Annotated in this window: 21 protein-coding genes; 14 read left to right on the top strand and 7 right to left on the bottom strand. The window is 76.3% G+C overall.

What is annotated here, in order from left to right; translation table 11 throughout:
- Positions 1-70 precede the first annotated feature (70 nt).
- Complete coding sequence (locus ACI78S_RS22340) at positions 71-1,366, bottom strand: AI-2E family transporter (RefSeq protein ID WP_456977173.1); 1,296 nt, start codon at positions 1,364-1,366, stop codon at positions 71-73.
- 76 nt (positions 1,367-1,442) lie between these two features.
- Here ACI78S_RS22340 and ACI78S_RS22335 point away from each other — a divergent pair, with 76 nt between their 5' ends.
- From ACI78S_RS22335 to ACI78S_RS22280, 12 genes are all read left to right on the top strand, one after another.
- Complete coding sequence (locus ACI78S_RS22335) at positions 1,443-1,910, top strand: PPOX class F420-dependent oxidoreductase (protein WP_456977172.1); 468 nt, start codon at positions 1,443-1,445, stop codon at positions 1,908-1,910.
- Positions 1,911-1,948: 38 nt separating this feature from the next.
- Positions 1,949-2,539 (top strand): hypothetical protein, encoded by a 591-nt coding sequence (locus ACI78S_RS22330; RefSeq protein WP_456977171.1) that lies wholly within the window; start codon positions 1,949-1,951, stop codon positions 2,537-2,539.
- A 12-nt stretch (positions 2,540-2,551) separates the two neighbouring features.
- Positions 2,552-3,073, top strand: a complete 522-nt coding sequence (locus ACI78S_RS22325; protein WP_456977170.1) for a hypothetical protein — start codon at positions 2,552-2,554, stop codon at positions 3,071-3,073.
- 37 nt (positions 3,074-3,110) lie between these two features.
- Positions 3,111-3,653 (top strand): hypothetical protein, encoded by a 543-nt coding sequence (locus ACI78S_RS22320; protein ID WP_456977169.1) that lies wholly within the window; start codon positions 3,111-3,113, stop codon positions 3,651-3,653.
- A 20-nt stretch (positions 3,654-3,673) separates the two neighbouring features.
- Positions 3,674-4,441: a dienelactone hydrolase family protein gene (locus ACI78S_RS22315; RefSeq protein WP_456977168.1), complete on the top strand. Its 768-nt coding sequence runs from the start codon at positions 3,674-3,676 to the stop codon at positions 4,439-4,441.
- 57 nt (positions 4,442-4,498) lie between these two features.
- Complete coding sequence (locus ACI78S_RS22310; protein ID WP_456977167.1) at positions 4,499-4,897, top strand: ankyrin repeat domain-containing protein; 399 nt, start codon at positions 4,499-4,501, stop codon at positions 4,895-4,897.
- 21 nt (positions 4,898-4,918) lie between these two features.
- Positions 4,919-6,286: an AI-2E family transporter gene (locus tag ACI78S_RS22305; protein WP_456977166.1), complete on the top strand. Its 1,368-nt coding sequence runs from the start codon at positions 4,919-4,921 to the stop codon at positions 6,284-6,286.
- Between the two features lie 103 nt (positions 6,287-6,389).
- A complete protein-coding gene (locus tag ACI78S_RS22300; RefSeq protein ID WP_456977165.1) occupies positions 6,390-6,653 on the top strand; it encodes a hypothetical protein in 264 nt (87 codons plus the stop codon).
- Between the two features lie 10 nt (positions 6,654-6,663).
- Positions 6,664-7,107 carry an AAA family ATPase gene (locus ACI78S_RS22295; protein WP_456977164.1) on the top strand — a complete coding sequence of 148 codons (444 nt, stop codon included), beginning with the start codon at positions 6,664-6,666 and terminating at the stop codon, positions 7,105-7,107.
- 75 nt (positions 7,108-7,182) lie between these two features.
- On the top strand, positions 7,183-7,953 hold the full coding sequence (gene fabG / locus ACI78S_RS22290; RefSeq protein WP_456977163.1) for a 3-oxoacyl-ACP reductase FabG: 771 nt from the start codon (positions 7,183-7,185) through the stop codon (positions 7,951-7,953).
- A gap of 94 nt (positions 7,954-8,047) precedes the next feature.
- Positions 8,048-8,668 (top strand): GDSL-type esterase/lipase family protein, encoded by a 621-nt coding sequence (locus tag ACI78S_RS22285; RefSeq protein ID WP_456977162.1) that lies wholly within the window; start codon positions 8,048-8,050, stop codon positions 8,666-8,668.
- A 62-nt stretch (positions 8,669-8,730) separates the two neighbouring features.
- Positions 8,731-9,060 (top strand): DUF6204 family protein, encoded by a 330-nt coding sequence (locus ACI78S_RS22280; RefSeq protein ID WP_456977161.1) that lies wholly within the window; start codon positions 8,731-8,733, stop codon positions 9,058-9,060.
- 30 nt (positions 9,061-9,090) lie between these two features.
- On the opposite strand, the gene ACI78S_RS22275 is transcribed toward ACI78S_RS22280, so the two are convergent.
- The gene (locus tag ACI78S_RS22275) at positions 9,091-9,519 is read right to left on the bottom strand and encodes a hypothetical protein (protein WP_456977160.1); all 429 of its coding nucleotides are present in this window, start codon (positions 9,517-9,519) and stop codon (positions 9,091-9,093) included.
- 49 nt (positions 9,520-9,568) lie between these two features.
- On the opposite strand from ACI78S_RS22275, the gene ACI78S_RS22270 reads away from it, so the two are divergent.
- Positions 9,569-9,985, top strand: coding sequence for a VOC family protein (locus ACI78S_RS22270; protein WP_456977159.1), 417 nt, complete (start codon positions 9,569-9,571; stop codon positions 9,983-9,985).
- A gap of 55 nt (positions 9,986-10,040) precedes the next feature.
- Positions 10,041-11,099, top strand: coding sequence for an acyltransferase family protein (locus ACI78S_RS22265; protein WP_456977158.1), 1,059 nt, complete (start codon positions 10,041-10,043; stop codon positions 11,097-11,099).
- Positions 11,100-11,102: 3 nt separating this feature from the next.
- Here ACI78S_RS22265 and ACI78S_RS22260 read toward each other — a convergent pair whose 3' ends face one another.
- From ACI78S_RS22260 to ACI78S_RS22240, 5 genes are all read right to left on the bottom strand, one after another.
- A complete protein-coding gene (locus ACI78S_RS22260) occupies positions 11,103-13,925 on the bottom strand; it encodes an FAD-binding and (Fe-S)-binding domain-containing protein (protein WP_456977157.1) in 2,823 nt (940 codons plus the stop codon).
- 21 nt (positions 13,926-13,946) lie between these two features.
- Entirely contained in the window at positions 13,947-14,591 is a 645-nt protein-coding gene (locus tag ACI78S_RS22255) for a response regulator (RefSeq protein WP_456977156.1), read from the bottom strand.
- Positions 14,588-16,039, bottom strand: coding sequence for a sensor histidine kinase (locus tag ACI78S_RS22250; RefSeq protein ID WP_456977155.1), 1,452 nt, complete (start codon positions 16,037-16,039; stop codon positions 14,588-14,590). Before ACI78S_RS22250 ends, ACI78S_RS22255 begins: the two co-directional genes overlap by 4 nt.
- A 31-nt stretch (positions 16,040-16,070) precedes the next feature.
- Complete coding sequence (locus ACI78S_RS22245; RefSeq protein ID WP_456977154.1) at positions 16,071-16,628, bottom strand: hypothetical protein; 558 nt, start codon at positions 16,626-16,628, stop codon at positions 16,071-16,073.
- 102 nt (positions 16,629-16,730) lie between these two features.
- Positions 16,731-18,020, bottom strand: coding sequence for a hydroxyacid-oxoacid transhydrogenase (locus tag ACI78S_RS22240; RefSeq protein ID WP_456977153.1), 1,290 nt, complete (start codon positions 18,018-18,020; stop codon positions 16,731-16,733).
- Positions 18,021-18,164 lie beyond the last annotated feature (144 nt).

Genomic DNA, 18,164 nt, shown 5'->3' with positions numbered 1-18,164 from the left:
AGCTCCCGAGCGGGGTCCGGCATTCCCATGATCCCCCGGAGGGGTCGGTCGCGTGCTCCCCGGGAGGGGATCAGTCGCGCGCGCCGTCCGCCCCGCCGTCGGCCGGCCGGGCCACCAGCCGGCTGCCCTCCTCGTCGCCGGCCACCGCGGCGACCGTCCCGTCGGCGGCGACCTCGGGATCTCGCTGGTCGAGCTGGTCGCGCACGTAGCGGTAGACGACGGCGATGAGCGCCGCCACCGGCACCGAGAGGAAGGCGCCGATGATGCCGGCCAGGCTGCTGCCCGCGGTCACCGCGAGGATGACCACCGCCGCGTGCAGGTTGAACCCGCGGCCCTGGATGATCGGCTGCAGCACGTTGCCCTCGATCTGCTGCACGACGAGCACGATGATCAGCACGATGAGGGCGTCGGTGGGGCCCTCGGTCACCAGGGCGATGAGGACGGCGAACGCGCCGGCCACGAAGGCGCCGATGATCGGGATGAACGCGCCCAGGAAGGTGATGACCGCCAGCGGGATGACCAGGGGGACGCCGAGCACCAGCAGCCCGATGCCGATGAAGAACGCGTCGACGAAGCCCACCAGCGCCTGCTGCTTGATGAACTCCGACAGCGTCGTCCAGGCCTTCTGCGACAGCGCGGCGACGTGCGGGGCGGCGCGGCGGCCGGTCTGCGCGGCCAGCCACGGCGTCCACTTCGGGCCGTCCTTGAGGAAGAAGAAGCTGAGCACCAGGGCCAGCACGAGGTTGATCAGGCTGTTGCCGATCGTGGTCACCGTGGTCAGCGCGTAGCCGGCGATGTCGGTCGCGTTCTCCTGCAGCCGGGCGATCGCGGTGTCGATGGCGTTGCCGATCTGGTCCTCGCCGATGTTGAACGGCGGGCCCTGCAGCCACTCCTGGACGTCGTCGAGGGCGGCCACCGTCTGGTCGGCCAGCTCGCCGGACTGGTCGGCCACCTGCGGCACGATCACCGCGATCACCGCGCCGAAGATGGCCAGGAAGCCCAGCAGCGACACCGTCGCGGCCAGCGCCGGCGGCCAGCCGTGCCGCCGCAGGAAGCGCGTCGAGGGCCACAGCACCGTCGTGAAGAGCAGGCCGAGCACGACCGGCAGCAGGATCACCCAGAGCCTGCCGAGCACGTACCCGATGACGACGACGCCGGCGACGATCAGCAGCAGCTCCGCGGCGGCGATCGCCATGACGCGGGTGGCCGAGCGCACCCGCTCGCCGCGGTTCGGGGCCGGCGCCGGCGCGGTGGTGGGGTGCGTGGCGTGCGCACCGGCGTCGGGCAGCCGGTCGCCCCCGACCTGCTCGTCGGTGACCACGGCGCCGGCGTCCTCGGCGCGGCGACCGGGCAGCGGAAGCTTCATGGGCGTGATCCCAACACACGGAGTGCGGCGGCACGGGATGCGCGCCGCCGGCGTACCTGCGTCGTAGCGTTCCCGCATGCCCAGGACCGCAACCGCCCACCGGGTCGACCGCGACGCTCTCCTCGAGTTCCTCCGCCCCCGGCACAAGGCCGTGCTCCTCACCCGGCGCGGCAGCGGCGGGCCGCAGCTCTCGCCGGTGACCTTCGGGGTCGACACCGAGGGCCGGGTCGTCGTGTCGACGTACCCCCAGCGGGCCAAGGTGGCCAACGCCCGCCGCGACCCCGCCGTCTCGCTGTGCGTCCTGTCCGACGACTGGGACGGCCCCTGGGTGCAGGTCGACGGCGAGGCCGAGGTGCTCGACCTCCCGGAGGCGCTGGAGCCGCTCGTGGAGTACTTCCGGGTGATCAGCGGCGAGCACCCGGACTGGGACGAGTACCGCGCCGCGATGGTGCGGCAGGGCAAGTCGCTGCTGCGCATCACCGTCACCGGGTGGGGACCGATCGCCACGGGGGGGTTCCCACCCGAGGTGGTTGACAAGCTCTGATCCTTGCTTCGGTCGAGGAAAGCTGTCAGGCTTGCGCGGTGCCGTACGTGCTGACCGTCGACCAGCGGGCGAGCCGGCGCGGCCCCGACCGGGTCGGCGACGCGCTGCGGCAGCTCGACGCCGCCGGCGTGCCGGTGCTGCTGCCGTTCGAGCGCACCGCCGGCGACGAGTTCCAGGGCCTGCTCGCCGAGCCCGCCGATGTGGTCGGCGCCGTGCTCGTCCTGCTGCGCCTGGGCGGCTGGAGCATCGGCGTGGGCGCCGGGCCGGTGCAGACCCCCCTGCCCGACAGCACGCGGGCCGGGTCGGGGCCCGCGTACCTGGCCGCCCGGCGGGCGATCGACGCGGCCAAGCAGCGCCCCTTCCGGCTGGCCGTGCGCGGCGCCGTGCCCCCGGAGGCGGCCGACGCCCAGGCGGTGCTCACCGCCCTGGCCGCCCTGGTGGAGCGCCGCAGCCAGCAGGCATGGGAGGCGATCGACCTGATCGAGCAGGGGCGGACGCAGTCCGACGCGGCCGCCGCCCTCGGCATCTCCCGGCAGGCGGTGGGCCAGCGGCTCGCCGCCGGCATGTGGGAGCTGGAGCGCGACCTGCGCCCGACGGCGGCCCGGCTGCTCGCCCGGGCCGCGGGCTGAGAGGGGCGCGCCGTGGTCGTCGCCGTCCTGGTCCTGGTCTCGCTGACCGTCGTCGGCGGCGCCGCGCTGACCGCGCTGGGGGAGCGGTTCCGGCCGGCCTGGACGGCGGCCGTGCCGGTGCTGTCGCTCGGCCTCGCCGCCGTGCTCGCGTGGGCGGCCGGCCCGCCGTCCGACGGCGTGCTGCGGGCGACGGTGGTGCTGGCCTTCTGCGCCGCGGTGGCCGGCGGCGGACCGGTGGCGACGGCGGTGCTGCGCTCGGCCGACCCGACCGACGCGGGAGCCGCGGGCGGGCCGGCCGATCCGGAGGTGCTGCGCGGCGGCGCCTGGATCGGCGTGCTCGAGCGGGCCGCGGTCGCCGGCACCCTGCTGGCCGGCTGGCCGGAGGGGCTGGCGCTGGTCCTGGCGGTCAAGGGCCTGGGCCGGTTCGCCGAGCTGAAGGTCTCCGCGGCCGCCGAGCGCTTCATCCTCGGCACGCTGGCCAGCGCCCTGTGGGCGGTCGCCTGCGTCGGCGTCGTCGCCCTGCTGCGCGGCTGAACGCGCGGGGTGATCACCCCGCGGCGAAGATGGCACCGTGTCCGAATCGCCCGCCACCGGTGCCATCCGCAACCCCGACCTGCTCGCGATCTACACCAACGACCACCTGGCCGCCTCGGTCGGCGGGATGGAGCTGGTCAAGCGGATGCTCGGTGTCCACCGGGGCACCGCCTACGAGGGTCCGCTGACCCAGCTGCTCGCCGAGCTGCGCGAGGAGAACGACTCGCTGGAGACGCAGATGCGGGCGGTCGGCTTCCCCGTGCGCTCGTACAAGCAGGCGGCGCTGTGGGTGGGGGAGAAGCTGTCGCGGGCCAAGCTCAACGGCCGGCTGCTGTCCCGCTCGCCGCTGTCGGACCTGGTCGAGTTCGAGTTCCTCGCCTCGGCCGTGCGCGCCAAGCGCAGCGGCTTCGAGACGCTCCGCGAGGTCGCCGAGGTGGACGGGCGCCTCGACAAGGCCGAGCTGGACCGGCTGATCGCGCAGGCCGACCGGCAGCACGAGTGGCTCACGCGGGCCCGCCGGGAGGTCGCCGCGCGGATCTTCGGCGGGGACGCCGAGGCCCCCGAGGCGGCGGCCGACTGAGCCGCGGGTAGGGACCTCCCGTGTGCCACGACCACGACAGCCGCCCGCCCGCGTCGCCCCGGTCGGGGGACGTCGCCGAGCGCGGCACCCTGACCCTCGTCTCGGCCGACGGCACCGAGTTCTCCGCCGCCTACGCCGCGCCGGCTGGGGAACCGCGGGTGGGCGTCGTCCTGCTGCCCGACATCCGCGGGCTGCACCCCTACTACGTCGCCCTGGCCGAGCGGTTCGCCGAGGCCGGGCTGCCGGCGGTCGCCCTCGACTGGTTCGGGCGGACGGCGGGCCCGTGCGGCGGCCCCGGCACCCGCGGCGCCGACTTCGAGTGGCAGGCGCACATCCCGCAGACCCGCCCGGAGTCCATCGACGCCGACCTCGCCGCCGCGATCGAGTACCTGCGCGGGCGCACCCGGCCCGACCTGCCGGTGGTCACCGTCGGGTTCTGCTTCGGCGGCAGCCACTCCTGGCGGCAGAGCGGCGGCGACCTCGACCTCGCCGCCTGCGTCGGCTTCTACGGCCGGCCGTCGATGGTGGGCGACGCCGCGCAGCGGGCGCACCGCCCCACGCTCATGCTCATCGCCGGCGCCGACGCGGCCACCCCGGTCGAGGAGCAGCTGGCGCTCGCCGAGACCATGCGCGCGGCCGGGGCGGAGGTCGAGACGGCGGTCTACGACGGCGCGCCGCACTCCTTCTTCGACCGGGCCTTCGGGGAGTGGGAGGAGGCCTGCGCCGACGTGTGGCGGCGGGTCCTGGCGCTGACCGACCGGGTCGCCGCCGCGTCGCCGGGGCGCTGACCTGCGCGTGCGCCGTCCCGGCTGTCGCCACGCAGAGGCGCCCCTAGGCTGCTGCACGTGTCCGAACCGATCGATCCCGGCGTCCTCGAGCTCGCCCACCGGGTGTTCGACCTGGCCCGCGCCGGGGCCAGCGAGCAGCTGGTGGAGTACGTCGACGCCGGGGTGCCGGTGAACCTGACCAACGACAAGGGCGACACCCTGCTCATCCTGGCCGCCTACCACGGGCACCCCGGCACCGTCGCGGCGCTGCTGGAGCGGGGGGCCGACCACGGCCGGGTCAACGACCGCGGGCAGACGGCGCTGGGCGCCGCCGTGTTCCGGCAGTCGGAGGAGGCGGTCCGCGCCCTGCTGGCCGCGGGGGCCGACCCCGATCTCGGCGGGCAGAGCGCCCGGCTCACGGCGCAGTTCTTCGACCTGCCGGCGATGACGGCGCTGCTGGACGGCGCCGGCAGCTGACGGCCCGCACGAGGGGGGAGCATGGTCGCGCAGCCGAACCTGCCCGGGCACCGGCTGGCGCCGGCGCACGAGGCGTCCGCCGCGGCGTCCCGGCCGGCGGTGTCCCCGGGGGCGGCCGAGGAGGACGCCGCCGGGAGCAGCACGGGAACGGGCACCGAGGCCGACCCGGGCGGCGACGCCGAGGGCCGGGAGGTGCCCGCGGCCGAGCCCGGGGTCGCCGTCGCGGTGCCCGACGCGTCCGCGCCGGTGCTGCCGGCGACCTCCGGCGGGCTGCCGCGCTGGCTGCTGCTGCTCCTCGGCGGGGCGTGCGCGACCGTGGCGATCGCCGGCCTGCGCGAGATCTCCTGGCTGGTCGCCCCCGTGCTGCTGGCGCTGGTGGTCGTCATCGCGCTCGCCCCCGTGCAGAGCTGGCTGATGCGCGCCGGCTGGCCGCGCTGGGCCAGCGCCACCGTGCTGCTGGTGCTCGTGTGGACCGTGCTGCTGGCCTTCGTCGGCCTGCTCGTGCTCTCCATCGCCCAGCTGGCGGCGCTGCTGCCCGACTACGCCGACCGCGCCGAGGTGCTGATCAACGACGTCGTCCTCGACCTCAACGACGCCGGGGTGGTCAGCGGCCAGCTCTCCGACCTGGTCAGCGGCATCGACTACAGCCAGCTGGTGGGCGTGGCGACCGGGCTGCTGAGCCGGCTCACCGACGCGGCCAGCACGCTGCTGCTCCTGCTCTCGGCGCTGGTCTTCCTCGCCATCGAGTCGGGCGGCTTCGGCCGCCGGCTGGCGCTGGTCGCCGCCGAGCGCCCGCACCTGCCGATCGCGCTCGGCCTGTTCGCCCGCGGCACCCGCAGCTACCTGCTGGTCAGCACCGTCTTCGGCTTCGTCGTGGCCGTCGGCGACGCGATCGGGCTGGCGCTGCTGGGCGTCCCGGCGGCCGTGCTGTGGGGCGTGCTGTCGTTCATCACCAACTACGTGCCCAACATCGGCTTCGTGCTCGGGCTCATCCCGCCGGCGCTGCTCGCCCTGCTGGCCGGCGGCTGGGGCAAGCTCGTCGCCGTCGTCGTGCTGTACGCCGTGCTCAACTTCGTCGTCCAGACGCTGATCCAGCCGCGCTTCGTCGGCGACTCGGTGGGGCTGTCGATGACCGTCACGTTCGTCGCGCTGCTCTTCTGGGGGTGGGCGCTCGGCGCGCTCGGCGCGCTGCTCGCCATCCCGCTCACCCTCCTGGTCAAGGCGCTGCTGGTCGACGTCGACCCGCGCGGGCACTGGCTCGACGTGGTCCTGCGCGAGGAGCCGCGGGCCCCCCGGACCTCCCGGGCGCGCCGGCGGGCGCACGCGCGGCGGGCCGCGCTGGCCTCGGTCCGGGCCCTGCACCCGCACCGGCGGATCCACCACGACTGACCGCCGACACGCGCTCCGAGCTGCGGAAACGGAATGTCGTACCCCCTCGCTACGTTGCACCGGTGTCGGGTGGGCACGCCGCCCGGCGAGCGAGGAGGAGCACATGAAGGGCGACCGTGTCGAGGTCGTCATCGACGCCGGTGACGACACCCGCACGTACGACATCGAGGCCACCCGGGCCGGCCGCCGGGTGGAGATCACCCACGGCCGCGGGCTGGTGGAGGTCACCGAGACCACCCGCGGCGGCACACCGGTCCGCACCGCGCGGTTCATGGCCAACCGGGTGCTGGCCCTCGTCGAGCACCCCGCGGCGCAGGACGTGCTGCCCGACGACGCCGCGGTGACGCAGCTGCGCCAGCCGGCGTGAGCCCGGTCGGGTGACCGGGACCGTCGTGGCCGGAGACCGGGAGCTCGTCGTCATGGTCGGGCTCCAGGGCTGCGGCAAGTCCACGTGGGTCGCCGCGCACCTGGCCGGCACCCACGCCGTCGTCAGCAAGGACCACTGGCCCAACGCCCGGCGGCGCGAGGCGCGCCAGCGCCGGGTCGTGGCCGAGCTGCTGGCCGAGGGCCGCAGCGTGGTCGTGGACAACACCAACCCGTCGCCGGAGGAGCGCGCGCCGCTGGTCGCGGCGGCCCGCGCGGCCGGTGTGCCGGTCCGGGCCGTCTGGCTCGACACCCCGGCCGAGACCTGCCTCGAGCGCAACGAGGCCCGCGAGGGCCGGGCCCGCGTGCCGCTCGTCGGGGTGCTCGCCACCCGGGCGCGGCTGGTGCCGCCGTCGGTCGAGGAGGGCTTCGCGAGGGTCGACGTGGTGCGCCCGTAACGTGTCGGGAGCAGCGTGCGGCCGCACCGGGCGGAGGAGCCCGGCGGCCGGCTTCCGGACGAAGGGATCCTCTAGATGAGCGAGGCAGGTAGCCCGGCCCCCCGCGTGGCCGTCGTGACCGGGGCGGCCCGCGGCATCGGTGCCGCGACCGCGATCCGGCTGGCCGCCGACGGGTTCGCCGTCGCCGTCCTGGACCTGGACGAGGGCCAGGCCAAGGGCACCGTGGAGGCCATCGAGGCCGCCGGCGGGAAGGCCCTGGCCGTGGGGGCCGACGTCAGCGACAGCGAGCAGGTCACCGCCGCGGTGGAGCGGGTGGCCGCCGAGCTGGGCCCGCCGGTCGTGCTGGTCAACAACGCGGGTGTCACCCGCGACAACATGCTGTTCAAGATGACCGAGTCCGACTGGGACACGGTCATGAACGTGCACCTGCGCGGCGCCTTCCTCATGAGCCGGGCGGCGCAGAAGTACATGACCGAGGCGAAGTGGGGCCGGATCGTCAACCTCTCCAGCGTCTCGGCGCTGGGCAACCGCGGCCAGGCCAACTACTCCACGGCCAAGGCCGGCCTGCAGGGCTTCACCAAGACCCTGGCCATCGAGCTCGGCAAGTTCGGCGTCACCGCCAACGCGATCGCCCCGGGCTTCATCCAGACCGAGATGACCAGGGCGACCGCCGAGCGCATGGGCATCCCGTTCGACGACTTCGTCAAGGGCGCCGCCGCGCAGATCCCGGTCCAGCGCGTCGGCCAGCCCGAGGACATCGCGCACCTGGTGTCGTTCCTCGTCAGCGAGGGCGCCGGCTTCGTGTCCGGCCAGGTGATCTACGCGGCGGGCGGCCCCCGCGCCTGACGGAGGAACCCTGCCTCCTGCCGGGGGCCGACCGGTGCCCGGGCGGGCTCACCGCCCGGGCACCGGCGCGTTTTCCGTGGGGTAATGGACAGCCGTGGCACCCGTTCCTCTCCGGCTGGCCGTCCTGGGCGACTCCATCGGCTACGGCCAGGGCGCCCGGCACCCCGGCGATCGGCTCGGCCCCCGGCTGGCCGCCGCCCTGACCGCCGAGGGCTTCGCCGTCGACCTGCACGTCCTCGCCGTCCCGCGGTCGGTCTCGGCCGACCTGGCCGCGCAGGTGCGCCGGGCCACGCCGCTGGGCATCGACCTCGCCGTCGTGGTGATCGGCGCCAACGACCTCGCGCGCTTCGTGCCGCCGGCCGACGCCGCCCGCTCCCTGGCCGCGGCGGTGGCCGGCCTCCGGGCGGCGGGCAGCGACGTGGTCGTCGTCCCGGCGCCGGACATGTCGATCGTGCCGTTCGTGCCACCGGCCTTCCGCCCCGTCGTCCAGGCGGCCTGCTCGCTGCTGCAGCGGCAGCAGGAGGAGGTGGCCCGCGCGGCCGGCGTGGCGTTCGCCGACATCGGCCCGCAGGTGGCGGGGGCCTTCTCCGCCGACCCGGCGCTGTTCTCCGCCGACCGCTTCCACCCCTCGTCGGCCGGCTACGCGCTGATCGCGCGGGCGCTGGCCCCGCACGTGGTCGCCGCCGCCCGCGCCCGGCGCGACGCCGCGGCCTGACGGGCGGGGGCCGGAGGGAACTCGCTCGCGCGCCGACGACCGGCGGGCTAGCGTCCCCCGCCGTGTCCGACCGCACCTACCGAGTCGTCGTCCGAGGGGTCTTCGCCGGCCTGGACGACCGGCAACGCACCCGGCTGCGCGCCGAGGCCGCCCGGCACGACCTCTTCGTGGCGGAGTTCACCCCGGCGGGCACCCTCACCTACGACGAGCGGCTGGCCGCCTTCTCGCACCGCGTGCTCGTGCGGGTGCCCGCCGGACCGGGCGAGGAGGACGAGGCGCGGACCACCGGCGAGCTCGCCGCCATCGAGCACCTCGACGCCGCCGGCCTCGGCTACCGCAAGCTGCGGTCGACCGCCACCTGCGTCGACGACATGAGGACCAGGCGCCGCTGACCCCCTCGCCCGCCACGGGCGGGATGCCCCTCAGGCGGGGCGCCGGTCCTCGGGCAGGTCGGCGGAGCCGTGCTCGGCGGCGAGGAACCGGAACTCGTCGGGTTCCGGCCACCCCGCCGCGCCGGCCACCGGCTTCGGCCGCGGCCGGCGGGGGACCGGGGACCCGGCCCCGCCGCCGCGCCCGCGGTAGACCAGCAGGCCGCTCACCCGGTCGGGGACGGCGTCGAGGGCCGCGCGGACGGCGGGCAGGTCGCGGAAGCGCTCCAGCCGCTCGTCGTCGGGGAAGACCAGCTCCAGGACGACGCCCCAGCGGGTCTCGTGCCACTCCCAGTAGAGGGCGCCGTGGGTGACCGCGGCCTCGACCAGGTCGTTGCCGTGGGCGTGCTGCCACAGCGACGCCGGGAAGGCCGTGGCCCCGGAACCGGCGTCGAGCACCTCGACGGTGAGCCACTCGGGCACGCCGACAACGGTAGATCCGGGGTGGCGGCGTGGTCCAGACTCCGGTCCCGTGGGAGACGGACGCGTGCGCCAGCTGCGCCTGGTGGTCGAGGCCGAGGACTACGAGCAGGCCGTCCGGTTCTACCGCGACGTGCTCGGGATGCCGGCGGAGGGCGCCTTCGAGGCCCCCGGCGGGGCGCACGTGACCATCCTCGACGCCGGCCGGGCGACGCTCGAGCTGGCCAACCCCGCCCAGAAGCGCTACATCGACGAGGTGGAGGTCGGCCGCCCGGTCGCCCCGAGGATGCGCGTCGCGTTCGAGGTCGACGACGCCGTCGGGGTGACCGAGGAGCTCGCCGGAGCCGGCGCCGACGTCGTCGCCCCGCCCACCGAGACCCCGTGGCGCTCGCTCAACGCCCGGCTCGACGCACCCGCCGGGCTGCACGTGACGGTGTTCCAGGAACTCGACCCGCCGCCCGAGGGCTGACCGTTCACCCGATGTTCACCGGCGCACTCCTCCGGGGCGACCTAGCCTCGGCCGGGTGACCGCGCGCAAGGACCTCTCCGTCCAGTCGCTGCGCGGGCTGGCGGTGGTCCTGATGGTCGCCGGCCACGTGATCGGCTCCGACCCGACGCGCGGCCTGCAGGTGGGCGACGACTCCCTGTGGCGGCTGGCCTACGTCGGGCTCGAGGACCTCCGCATGCCGCTGTTCACCACGATCTCCGGCTTCGTGTACGCACTCCGCCCGGTCGCCGCCTGGCCCGGCTACCGCCGGCTCGTCGTCGGCAAGGTCCGCCGGCTGCTGGTGCCGCTGGTGACCGTCGGCGCGCTGCTGTTCGCCCTGCAGCTGGTCGTGCCGGGCGTCAACCAGCGGCCGGACCCGGCGGACTTCTGGCGCGTCGGGGTCTACGGGTTCGAGCACCTGTGGTTCCTGCAGGCGATCTTCCTGGTCTTCGTCCTCGTCGGGCTGCTCGACGCGACCGGCGCGCTGGACCGGCCGTCCTCGTGGGGCGGAGCGATCGCCGCCGCCTGCGTGCTGGACCTGCTCGTGCGTGTGCCGCCGGCGGCCGACGTCTTCAGCATCAACTCCGCCGCGCACCTGCTGCCGTTCTTCCTCCTCGGCCTGGGCCTGCGGCGCTTCGCCGGCGCCCTGGACCGCCCGGGGCTGCTCGTCGGGGTGCTGCCCGCCTTCGCCGCCGTGTTCGCGCTGCGCCTCGGGCTGCTGCTGGCCGGGACGTCCCTCCCGGCGCCGGCCGACCGCCTGCTCGGCCTGGTCGTGGGGCTGACCGGCCTGACGGCGCTGTTCCTCCTGCGGCGGACGCTGTGCAGCGCCCCGCTGGCCTGGCTCGGCGGGTACGCGTTCGGGATCTACCTGCTCCACGTGTTCGGCGCGGCGGCCGCGCGGATCGCCCTGGAGCGCGCCGGCGTGCACGACGACGTCGTCCTCTTCGGGCTCGTCCTCGCCGCCGGCATCGGCCTGCCGGTCCTCTTCGAGCGCACGCTGGGCCGCTACCGCGTGGTCAGCTGGGGCCTGCTCGGCCAGCGGCCCCCCGCCCGGCCCCGGACCGGGTCCCCGGCCGAGGTCGCCGGACGGGGCTGAACCTCAGCGCCGCCCGGCCAGCAGCTCGGCGAGGTGCAGGCCGCGGCGGCCGGCGAGCTGGTCGAGCTGCGTGCGGCAGGAGAAGCCGTCGGCCAGGACGACGGCGTCGGGGGAGAGGTCGCGGACGGCGGGCAGCAGCTGCTGCTCGGCGATGGCCACCGACACGTCGTGGTGGCCGCGCTCCACACCCCAGTTGCCGGCGAGGCCGCAGCAGCCGCCCAGCCGGGTGACCCGCGCCCCGGCCGCGCGCAGCAGCCGCTCGTCGGCCGACCAGCCGAGCACCGCGGCGTGGTGGCAGTGCGGCTGGGCCACCACCTCCAGCCCGTCCAGCGACGGCGGCGCCCAGCCGGGGGTGCCGGCGAGCAGCTCGGCCAGGGTGCGGGTGGCGGCCTTCACGCGCGCGGCCGCCGGGTCGTCGACCAGTTCGGCCGCCTCGCCGCGCAGCACCGCGGTGCACGACGGCTCCACGCCGACGATCGGCACGCCCGCCTCGGCCAGCGGCGCGAGCGCCCGCACGGTCGACCCCAGCACCCGCGCCGCGGCGCCGAGCTGGCCGGTGGTGATCCAGGTCAGGCCGCAGCAGGTGTCGGCGCCCGGCACCTGCACCCGGTAGCCGGCGTCCTCCAGCACGGCCACCGCGGCCTCGGCCACCGACGGGGCGAAGTGGTCGGTGAACGAGTCCACCCACAGCGCCACCGGGGCGCCGTCGCCGGCGGCGGGTGGGCGCGCGGCCCACCAGGAGCGGAAGGTCCGCGGCGCGAACGGCGGCAGCTCGCGGCGGCCGTCCATGCCCGCCGACCACCTGGCCACCGCGCCGCCCAGCCGCGACCCCATCACCGCGTTCACCACCCGGGGCGCCCGCGCGGCCAGGTCGGCCCAGAACGGCAACCGGCCCAGCGTGTAGTGCGACCGCGGGCGCAGCCGGCGCCGGTAGGTCTGGTGCAGCACCTCGGCCTTGTAGGTGGCCATGTCGACGCCGGTCGGGCAGTCCCGTGAGCAGCCCTTGCACGACAGGCACAGGTCCAGCGCGGCGTGCACCTCCGGCGCGCGCCAGTCGCGCACCGGCCCGCCCGGCGCGAGCATCTCCTGCAGCACCCGGGCCCGGCCGCGGGTGGTGTCCTTCTCCTCCCGGGTGGCCGGCCAGGACGGGCACATCACGCCGCCGGCGGCCTGCAGGTCGGCCCGGCACTTGCCGACGCCGGTGCAGCGGTGCACCGCCGAGGAGAAGTCGCCGCCGTCGTGCGGGTAGGCGAAGGCCAGGCCGGTGCGCAGCCGCGGCGCCTCGGTGACCCGCACGGCCTCGTCGAACGCCGCCGGGCGCACCAGCACCCCGGGGTTGAGCACGTCGTCGGGGTCGAACAGCCCCTTCACCCGCTCGAACAGCGCGATCGCGGCGGGGGAGTACATGGTCGGCAGCAGCGCGCTGCGCGCCCGCCCGTCGCCGTGCTCGCCGGAGATGGAGCCGCCGTGCGCGGCCACCAGGCGGGCGGCGTCCTCGACGAACGCCCGGTAGGCGGCGCGGCCGCGGTCGGGCTCGCGGCCGAACGGGAAGTCGATCCGCACGTGCACGCAGCCGTCGCCGAAGTGGCCGTAGGGCACCCCCTGCAGGTCGTGCGCGGCGAGCAGCTCCTCGAAGCCGCGCAGGTAGCCGCCGAGCGACCCCACCGGGACGGCGGCGTCCTCCCAGCCGGCGTGCGCGGGCCGGCCGTCGGGGGTCCGCGCGGCCAGCCCGGCGCCGTCCTCGCGGATCCGCCAGATCGCCGCCGCGTGCGCCGGGTCGGTGACCACGAGGGAGTCCAGCGCACCGGCGTCGGCCAGGACGCCGCGCGCCTTCGCCTCCACCTCGGCGACCGTGTCGCCGGTCAGCTCGACGACGAGCCAGCCCTCGCCCCGCGGCAGGTCGGGCACGACCGCGGCGGGGACGTCGCGCAGCCGCTGCACGATCCGCGCGTCGAGGCCCTCCACCGCGGTGGGCCCGTGCGGCAGCAGGCCGGGGGTGGCGTCGGCGGCGTCGGCCATCGTGGGGTAGCCCAGGACGACGAGCCCCCGCACCGGCGCGTCGGCGACCAGCCGCACCGTGGCGCCCAGCACCAGGGCGAGCGTGCCCTCGCTGCCCACCAGCGCCCGCGCGGCGTCGAACCCGCGCTCGGGCAGCAGGTGCTCCAGCGAGTAGCCGGACACCTGCCGGCCGAACCGGCCCAGCTCGGTGCGGATCGTGGCCAGCTCGGCGGCGACGAGGTCGCGCAGCCGGTCGAGCACGCCGCCGCCGGAGCCCGGCGTCAGCGACAGCCGCTCGCCGGCGCCGGTGACGACGTCGAGGGCCACGACGTTGTCCGACGTCCGCCCGTAGCCCAGGGCGCGCGAGCCGCAGGCGTTGTTGCCGATCATCCCGCCGACGGTGCAGCGGTTGTGCGTGCTCGGGTCGGGGCCGAAGCGCAGCCCGTGCGGCCGGGCGGCCGCCTGCAGCGCGGCGTGCACCACGCCGGGGTCGACGACCGCCGTCCCCGCCTCGGCGTCGATCCGGTGGACGCCGGTGAGGTGCCGGCTGGTGTCGAGCACCACCCCCGGCCCGACGGCGTTGCCGGCGATCGAGGTGCCCGCGCCGCGGGCGGTGAGCGGGACCCCCAGCTCGCGGCAGACCGCCAGGGCCGCCACCACCTCGTCGGGGTGGCGGGGCCGGACGACGGCGCGCGGCAGCACGCGGTAGAGGGAGCCGTCGGAGGAGTAGAGCGCGCGGGCGAGGCCGGAGCCGTCGACGTCCTCGAGGCCGGCCCGCCGCAGCGCCTCGACCAGACCCGCCCCGTCGTCCGCCCGCCCCTGTGTCACGGGGACATCCTCCCGCTGAGGTCAGGGCTGCCTGGGGGAGGGTTCCGGCTCCGGCAGGTTCGTCCGCGCCCACAGCGCCGCGGAGGTGCGGTCACGGACGCCGATGCGCTGGAACACGCTCGTGAGGTGGGCCTTGACGGTGCCCTCCCGGATGCCCAGCGCCCGGGCGATCTGCTTGTTCGCCATGCCCTGCCCGACCAGGGCGAGCACCTGCTGCTCGCGCTCGGTGAGGTCGGCGGCGGGAGAGGCCGCCCGGCGGTCGCGCAGGACGGTCCGGGCCACCCGGGGGTCCAGCGGGGAGTCGCCGCGCGCCACCGACCGGATCGACTCCAGCAGGTCGGCCGGGTCGGTGTCCTTGAGGACGTAGCCGACGGCGCCGGCGTCGAGCGCGTCGCGCACCCGCTCCCGGTCGGAGAACGAGGTGAGCACCAGGACGGCCACCTCGGGGTGGCGCTCGGTGATCCGGGCGGTCGCCGCCACCCCGTCGAGCACCGGCATGGACAGGTCCATGAGGACGACGTCGGGCGCCACCGCCGCCACCGCCTCGAGCGCCCGGGCGCCGTTGTCCGCCGTCCCCACCACCCGCATGTCGCCGGCGGCGGAGATCAGCCCGGCCAGGCCGGCCCGCATCAGCGCGTGGTCGTCGACCAGCAGGACGTCGATCACCGCCGCTCCACCTCCAGCCGCAGGCGCGTGCCGGCGCCGGGTGCGGTGCGCAGGTCCAGCCGGGCGCCGGCGGCGACGGCCAGGTCGGTGAGCACGGTGAGCCCCAGGTGGCCGGAGCGGCCGCGGGCGCGCACGGACGGGAGGTCGAAGCCGCTGCCGTCGTCGGTGATGTCCAGGACCAGCCGCCCGGGCGGCGCCGAGAGGGTCACGTCGACCGACGAGGCGCCGGCGTGCTTGGCCACGTTGACGAGGGCCTCCTGGGCGACCCGGAACACCAGGGTGGCCGTCTCCAGCGGGACGTCGAGCGGCTCGGCCAGGCGCAGCCGCACGTCGACGCCGCGCGAGCGCAGGCGGTCGGCCAGGTCGGCCAGCGCCGCCGGCAGCCCGGCGACGTCGAGGTGCGGCGGGTAGATCTCCACCAGCAGCGAGCGCAGCGAGCCCACCGACTCGCGCAGCGCCACCGCCGCCGACGCCAGGACGCCGGCGGCGTCGCGGTCGCCCCGCCGGCCGAGCCGGTCGGCCGCCTGCGCGACCAGCAGCGCCGACGCGGAGACGTCCTGGACGATGCCGTCGTGCAGGCTGCCGGCGATCCGCCGGCGCTCCTCGACCGAGGCGTCCAGCGCGCGCTGCTGCAGCAGTTCCCGCTCCCGCTGGCCGGCGCGCAGCTGGCGGACCATCCGGTGCGCCAGCGGCGCCTGCACCAGCAGGAAGGTGAGCAGGACGGCGACGGAGATCGGCGCGAAGCGCCACAGGATCTCCTTCTGCCGCTCGCTGACGACGTCGTAGGACCAGTAGGTCTCCAGGCCCAGGGGGCGGTCCTCCGGCCCGATGGCCCGGTAGACCTCGAGCAGCTTGCCGCTGGGCGCCCGCTCGAACCGGTTCTCCTCGCGGTTGAGGTCGCTGACGTCGGCGCGCGTCCCGCCCTCGTCCAGCACCGCGAGCTCCTCCGTCCCGAGCGGGAAGACGCTGCCGATCAGCCGCTCCTCGTCGGAGTAGACGACCGTGCCGTCGCGCGTCCAGATCTTGACCCGCACGACGCCCAGCTCCGCCAGCGGGGCGCCGAGGACCTCGTCGAGCTGGGCGACCGTCGCCGGGGCGGGCGGGCCCTGCAGCAGCGGCTCGACGGTGGAGTCCACCACCAGGGCGGCGATCGTGTCGGTGCGCTGCCGGGCGTCGGTGAGCGCCTCGCGCTCCGCCGCCTGCTGGCTGGCGAGGACGCTGCCGAGGAGCAGCGCCGCGACGGCGACCAGGTTCGCCGCGGCGAAGCGGGCGACCACCCGGCGGGTCGAGGGCAGCGCGCGGCCGGCCCCGGTCGGGTAGCCCTCGGCCAGCGTCGTCCACCACGACACGGCGCGCCGGCTCCGCGGCGGGGTCAGCAGGGCGGTCCGCTCCTCCACGGCGCCCCCCTCCCGCTCCTGGCGGCCGCGGTCGACCGGCCTCACCGTCATCGCAGACCGTGAGCCCTCGGTGCGCAAGCGGTCACGTACCCCACAACCAGGGGGTCGACCGCGGCGCGGGGCCGCGGCAGACGGGGCAGCGGGTGGGGGAGGCGGACGCCGGGCGGCGCCGCCAGGGGCGCCGGGTGGCGCTCGGGGCCGGTGCGGAGGCCGCCGGTGCGGCGGGCAGGGCGACGAGGAGGGCGGTGGCCAGCCCCGCGGGGTCGTCGGGCGCGGCGACCACGCGGCACCGGCGCCCCGGCCCGGGGTCGGGGTAGACGTCGAGCAGCACCGCCGGCGCGAGGTCGGGGTCCTCGACCCGCCGCGGCAGCACGACCGCGCGCCAGCCGTCCCCGGGCGGCAGGGAGGGCCCGCCGTGCAGGTGGACCCGGTCCTCCAGCGCCAGGCCGCGGACGTGCTCCCGCAGGGCGCCCTCGAGCGGCCCCTCGCCGATCACGTGCAGGAGCAGGCCGGGCAGGTCGCCGGCGAGCATGCCGAAGGCGCTGACCAGCGTGTCGATGCCCAGGCCCGGCGTGAGCGGCGTGACGCACACCAGCCGCTGCGGGTCGTCCCCCTCCTCGGCCGTGTCCTCCTCGGGCACCGTCGCCCACCTCCCCTGCCGCCGCGTCCGCAGGACAGCACAGCAGGTGGGCGGGGCGGCGCGCTGCTGGACGGTGGTCCTACGACTTCCGCGCCGCCGGGGTCACCAGAGCGTGATCGAGCGGCGGAAGATCGTCGCCAGGTCGTCGGCGGTGACCTCCTTCGGCGCGGTGGCCAGCAGCCGCTGCTGCTTCATCGCCCCGTCGACCAGGTCGTCGACGTCGCCCTCGTCGTAGCCGACCGCGCCGATCCCGGCCGGGATGTCGATGTCGCGCATGAGCGCCGTGAGGACCCGCGGCAGGTGCTCGGCCGGGTCGGCCGGCTCCTCGGCCCGCGGGTCGAGCAGCCGCGCGGCCCGGAGGTGCCGGTCGGGAGCGGCGTCGAAGGTGAACCGGAAGGCCTCCGGCGCGGTCAGCGCCACCGACATCCCGTGCGGCACCATCGGCTCGTCGGGCGGGTAGTCCTTGGGGTGGAAGTCCTTGACCCGGCCGGCGATCGGGTAGGCGTTCGCGTGCGGGATGTGCACGCCGGCGTTGCCGAAGCCCATGCCGGCGAACGTGGCGGCCATCGCCATGCTGGCCCGCGCCTGCTCGTCGGAGCCCTCGCGCACGGCCTGGCGGAAGCTCTCGGCGAGCAGGCTCAGCGCCTTCTCCGACCACATGTCGGCGATCGGGTTGGCGCCGCAGTAGGGCACCCGCTCCTCGGGCTTCTTGCGCTCGAAGGTCGTGTACGGCCGGGAGGTGTAGCTCTCCAAGGCGTGGCAGAGGATGTCCATCCCCGCCGCCGCGGTCACCCCGGCCGGCTGGGTCAGCGTGAGCGAGGGGTCGATGACGGCCAGCGTCGGCCGCAGCCGGGCGTGGCTGATGCCGGTCTTCACCTTCAGGGCGAGCACGTCGAGCACGCAGATCGTGGTGCTCTCCGAGCCGGTGCCGGTGGTGGTGGGGACGGCGATCAGCGGGTTGAGCGGGTTCTCCGGCGCGCGCCCGCCGCCCACCGGCCGGTTCACGTAGTCCATGAGCTCACCGGGGTTGGTGGTGAGCAGGTCGACCGCCTTGGCGGTGTCGATGCTCGACCCGCCGCCGACCGCGACGATGGCGTCCCAGGGGCCGTGCTCGCGGGCCCAGGCGACGGCGGCCTGCAGGCTCTCGTCGGTCGGCTCCACGTGCACGCCGTCGAACACGTGCGCCTCGATGCCGGCGCCGGTGATCCGCTCGGCCACCCGCTGCGGGGTGCCGGTGGCGGCCACGCCGGGGTCGGTGACGACGAGCACCCGGCGCGCGCCGGTCTGCGCCAGGTCGTGACCGATCTCGTCGGCGGCGCCGGGGCCGAACTTCAGCTGCGGCGCGCCGTAGGTGAAGACGCTCTCCGGATGGGCGGGCTGGTAACCGGTCATCGGCGCTCCTCGCGCTTCGTCGTCCCTGACGCCTGCCCCGAGTCTGTCGCGGCCGTCCGCGGCCGGCCAGGCGGGGGGGGGGGGGGGGGGGGGGCGGGGGGGGGGCGCGGACCGGGGCGGCGCCGCCCCGGCGCGCGCCCAGCC

Source organism: Geodermatophilus sp. SYSU D00815 (assembly GCF_054050035.1).
This window is presented reverse-complemented; position numbering and strand designations above follow the sequence as displayed.

What these genes read in the sequence shown, in the direction of transcription:
- fabG (WP_456977163.1), top strand. Translation starts at nt 7,183, where the DNA reads ATGAGCGAGGCAGGTAGCCCGGCCCCCCGCGTGGCCGTCGTGACCGGG.
- ACI78S_RS22340 (WP_456977173.1), bottom strand. Translation starts at nt 1,366, where the DNA reads ATGAAGCTTCCGCTGCCCGGTCGCCGCGCCGAGGACGCCGGCGCCGTG.
- ACI78S_RS22300 (WP_456977165.1), top strand. Translation starts at nt 6,390, where the DNA reads ATGAAGGGCGACCGTGTCGAGGTCGTCATCGACGCCGGTGACGACACC.
- ACI78S_RS22240 (WP_456977153.1), bottom strand. Translation starts at nt 18,020, where the DNA reads ATGACCGGTTACCAGCCCGCCCATCCGGAGAGCGTCTTCACCTACGGC.
- ACI78S_RS22335 (WP_456977172.1), top strand. Translation starts at nt 1,443, where the DNA reads ATGCCCAGGACCGCAACCGCCCACCGGGTCGACCGCGACGCTCTCCTC.
- ACI78S_RS22250 (WP_456977155.1), bottom strand. Translation starts at nt 16,039, where the DNA reads ATGACGGTGAGGCCGGTCGACCGCGGCCGCCAGGAGCGGGAGGGGGGC.
- ACI78S_RS22305 (WP_456977166.1), top strand. Translation starts at nt 4,919, where the DNA reads ATGGTCGCGCAGCCGAACCTGCCCGGGCACCGGCTGGCGCCGGCGCAC.